Annotated in this window: 4 protein-coding genes and 1 pseudogene; 2 read left to right on the forward strand and 3 right to left on the reverse strand. The window is 68.9% G+C overall.

Features of this window, described 5'->3' with window-relative positions; all coding sequences use genetic code 11:
* A pseudogene (locus Q8814_RS24815) lies at positions 1-208 on the forward strand (hypothetical protein); the annotation flags it as partial.
* Positions 209-317: 109 nt separating this feature from the next.
* A complete protein-coding gene (locus tag Q8814_RS24820) occupies positions 318-1,571 on the forward strand; it encodes a lipase family protein (protein WP_330154622.1) in 1,254 nt (417 codons plus the stop codon).
* Positions 1,572-1,601: 30 nt separating this feature from the next.
* On the opposite strand, the gene Q8814_RS24825 is transcribed toward Q8814_RS24820, so the two are convergent.
* From Q8814_RS24825 to Q8814_RS24835, 3 genes are all read right to left on the reverse strand, one after another.
* Complete coding sequence (locus Q8814_RS24825) at positions 1,602-2,213, reverse strand: hypothetical protein (RefSeq protein ID WP_330154623.1); 612 nt, start codon at positions 2,211-2,213, stop codon at positions 1,602-1,604.
* Between the two features lie 205 nt (positions 2,214-2,418).
* Positions 2,419-3,618 (reverse strand): bifunctional RNase H/acid phosphatase, encoded by a 1,200-nt coding sequence (locus Q8814_RS24830; protein ID WP_330154624.1) that lies wholly within the window; start codon positions 3,616-3,618, stop codon positions 2,419-2,421.
* The coding region (locus Q8814_RS24835; protein WP_330154625.1) for a zinc ribbon domain-containing protein at positions 3,576-3,980 on the reverse strand (405 nt) is incomplete at its 5' end. The genes Q8814_RS24830 and Q8814_RS24835, both read right to left, overlap by 43 nt.

Consider the following 3,980-nt stretch of genomic DNA (forward strand, 5'->3'; position numbering starts at 1 on the left):
GTACGCCAACTGGGCTCGCAGCCGGACGCAGCTTTCTTCGGCGCGGCGATGGAAATCGGCGAGAACGTCTCGAGCCGCCGACGTGGTCTCCGAAGCGGCGCCTCGGTCGGCGATGGTGTCCAGCGCGCTCGGCCGGCACACCGGCAAGGCACGCCTGAAGGCGACGACCACCACGCGGAACCTGAAAACGCTGCGCAAGCTGACCTGACGGGCAGCCCGGCCCGTGGTGCCGTGATGGTACTCACCGTTACGTGTAATGTCTGCGGACATCACAGCCGCCGAGCGGGCAGCTGTCCACTCCGGGAAAGGACCACTCGATGCGGGCTGTCGCGCGCTGTCTCGTGTTCGCGGCCGTGGCCGCCCTGTCCGTCGCGGCGGGTGTCACCGCGTCGGCGCAACCACCGGCTGCGCCGGCATACGACGATTTCTACAGCCCGCCGAGCCCGCTTCCGTCCGGCGCACCGGGCGATGTGCTGCGTACGGAACCCGCTGTCGCGGCGATCATTCCGAACACACCGGCCGCGATCGACGCGGCCGTCACGCGCGTGATGTACCGCAGCGAGAGCGCGACCGGGACACCGACCGCCGTCGTCGGCACCGTCCTCGAGCCGACGCTGCCGTGGCACGGACCAGGACTCCGGCCGACGGTCGTGGTGGGACCGGGCACGCAGGGAATGGGCGATCAGTGCGCGCCGTCCAAACTGATGATGTTCGGCCAGGAATACGAGTACCTCCAGATCGGGCCACTGCTCGCCCACGGATACACCGTCGCGGTCACCGACTACGAGGGGCTCGGTACCCCCGGCGATCACCCGTATCTCAACCGGCTCTCGCAGGGGCACGCCATGCTGGATCTGGCTCGCGCCACGCGCGCACTGCCCGGCATCGACGCCGCCGCCCCGATCGCGTTCTGGGGATATTCGCAGGGCGGCATGTCGGCTGCTGCCGCCGCCGAACTGAAGGACTCGTACGCACCGGAGCTGCCGGTCGTCGCTGCGGTCGCCGGATCGCCGCCGGCGTCGCTGGCCGATCTGGCGGTCGCAGGCGACGGCTCGCTGCTCTCGGGCGGTATCGGCTGGGTCGTGAACGGATTCGTCGCTGCGTACCCGCAGCACGCCGACCGTCTCCGCGCGACGTTCTCCCCTGCCGGGCACGACATCCTGCACCGCGCCGCGCATTCGTGTACGTACGACGCTCCCTTGCTGAATCCGTTCTTTCCCACCACGGCGTACACGGTCGACGGACGGCCCATCGCCGAGCATCTCGTCGAGGAGCCGTGGGCGTCGCTGGTGAGCGAGCAGGAACTGGGCAACCGTGCGCCCTCGATGCCCGTCTTCGTCGCGCAGAGCACCGGCGACGACTTCGTGCTGGTGCGCGGTGTCGACACGATGGTGGGCAAGTGGTGTGCCGCGGGTGCCGCCGTGAATTATCAGCGGTACGACGTCCCGCCGGTGCTGACCAAGACCGGTGCCGGGCACGGCGCCGGGTTGCTTCCCGCGTTGGTTCAGGGGCTGGAGTGGTTGGACGAGCGCTTCGCCGGTGTCCCCGACGCCGGTTCCTGCAACCTCTGAGACGCGTGGTCGCTGCGATACCGGACGGGGTCAGCGGCGATACGGCGGACGGAAGGCCCGCGGCTGCATCGCATGGGGGTAGGCAGCGTGCGGCCGGTACCCCGATGCCGCAGGTACATGCGGCGCTGCGGATATGTAAGGCGCTCCCGGCACAGGCTGCGGCGGGAGTGCGTATCGGGGCGCGACGTATCGGGGCTGCACGTACCCGTACGGCACCGGTGGCGTAGAAACCCGTGGCTCCGGTGCGGCAATCGGGAACCCGTAGATTCCGGCCGGATCACCGTTGAGGTACGCCTGGTGCTGCGCATCGGCGCGTGCCGCAATCGCCGCATCCTCGCGGGTGCGCCGGACCACTGCCGCACGATGCCGCCGTACACCGTAGAGCGCGGCGAATACGACCGCGAGCAGCGCGAGCAGCGCCGGTTCGTCCGAGGTCGCACCGAGAAGCCACAGCACACCGAGAGTCGTCAGAATCGGGTGACGTCGCCACCAGGGCCGCCTGTCCACGACGAAAGCCGGCGCGGGCACGGGTACGAAGTAGGACGCAGCGGCGGGACCGGTCACAGGGTTCGCGACGGCCGATGCCGGAACGCTCGGGGCATAGCCGAAGCCGTATGCGGAATGGAAGGGATACTCGCCCATCGTCGTTCCTCCTGCTCGCGTGCCTGCTGCCAGTCTCGCAGAACACGCGGAGGCCTCGCCAGCACCGCTTCGCCGCACACCCACGAAGAAAGTTTTCGTAGAAAGTTGTAACGGATCGCGGCGGACGCCGATATCCCTGACGAGTGGCCACGCCGGCAACCCCCCGACATGTCGGCGTGGCCACTTTTTGTGCGCTGCCGGCCCCTCAGAGGTGTGAGGTGTCGTTGACCAGCCGCACCGACGAACCGCCGTCGGGGTAGAACTCGGCGATACTCAGCGACGCCAGGTCCAGGTGCAGGCGGAAGAGCAGCGACGGCCCCGAATCCAATGCGAACCGCAGGAATGTCTTGATCGGGGTCACATGGGTGACCACGAGCACGTTGGCGCCGCCGTACTCGTCCACCAGGTCGTCGCGGACCCCTGCGATCCGCTCCCGCACCTCGTCGAAGCTCTCCCCTCCGGGAGGTCGAACGGATGTGTCGCCGAGCCAGCGCCGGTGCAGCTCGGGGTCTCGTTCGGCCGCCTCGACAAACGTCAGTCCCTCCCACGCCCCGAAGTCCGTCTCGATCAATCCCTCGTGCACCGTGACGGGCAGATTCAACGCGTCCGCCGCGGCCGTCGCCGTTTCCCGGGCCCTACCGAGCGGAGACGACACCACCGCGGCGATACCGCCACGCGCACCCATTCGCAGGGCAGCCGCGGCGGCCTGGTCGCGACCGAATTCCGTCAAGGGCGGATTGCCGCGCCCGGAATACCGGCGTTCGACCGACAACGGGGTCTGCCCGTGTCGCAGCAGCAGCAGGCGCGTCGGTATTCCGACGGCGCCCGTCCATCCGGGTGCGGTCCCCGTCGCCGGTTCCGACGTCACGGGCTCCGACACCACCGGATCCTCGGTTACGCGCTGCGTATCGACCGGCTGCGCGGAGCCGACGGGAAATCCCGCACCCGCCGTCGCGATGCCGGCAACCGCATCCATCGCCTCGTTCGCGAGCCGATCGGCATACGAATTCTGGGCGCGAGGCACCCACGTGTACACGACCCGCGTGAATTTCGCCGCGAGTGCACGCGCCTCGGCGGCAAGCGGAATCATGTCGGGATGCTTGATTTTCCAGCGGCCGGACATCTGTTCGACGACCAGCTTGGAATCCATCCGGACTTCCGCCTCGTCGGCCCCGAGTTCGGCGGCCGCCGTCAAACCGGCGATCAGTCCGCGATACTCCGCCACATTGTTGGTAGCGCGTCCGATACTGGCATGGCGCTCGGCCAGGACGGTCCGGTGATCGGTATCGAAGACGACCGCGCCGTATCCGGCCGGGCCCGGATTTCCTCGTGAGCCGCCGTCGGCCTCGACGACGACCCGGGTCACAGCCCCGATTCCTTGGTACGCACCAGAATCGAATCGCATTCCGGACAGCGGACCAGCGATTCGGGTGCGGCCGCCGCGATCCGCGCGATCTCCCCGCGGTCCAGTTCGAGCCGGCACGCGCCGCACCGGCGGCCCTGCAGCAGGGCCGCACCGATACCGGCCTTCTCGCGCTGCTTCTCGTACAGGGCGACCAACTCGTCCGGCAGCACCGCAATGATCGCCGCGCGGTCGCTGTGGCAACGCTGCTCCGCAACCTCGATGTCGGCGAGAGCTTCGTCGCGGGCGCGGGTGGCGTCGGCGAGTTGCTCCTCGATCTGCGACACCTGCGCGCCGGCGTGGTCGTGGTCGGCCTTGGATGCCTCCCGGCGTTCCATCACCTCGAGCAGTTCGTCCTCGAGCGA

This window comes from Rhodococcus chondri, from assembly GCF_036327435.1.
Classification (GTDB): Bacteria; Actinomycetota; Actinomycetes; order Mycobacteriales; family Mycobacteriaceae; genus Rhodococcus; species Rhodococcus chondri.

What these genes read in the sequence shown, in the direction of transcription:
- Q8814_RS24820 (WP_330154622.1), top strand. Translation starts at nt 318, where the DNA reads ATGCGGGCTGTCGCGCGCTGTCTCGTGTTCGCGGCCGTGGCCGCCCTG.
- Q8814_RS24825 (WP_330154623.1), bottom strand. Translation starts at nt 2,213, where the DNA reads ATGGGCGAGTATCCCTTCCATTCCGCATACGGCTTCGGCTATGCCCCG.
- Q8814_RS24830 (WP_330154624.1), bottom strand. Translation starts at nt 3,618, where the DNA reads ATGCGATTCGATTCTGGTGCGTACCAAGGAATCGGGGCTGTGACCCGG.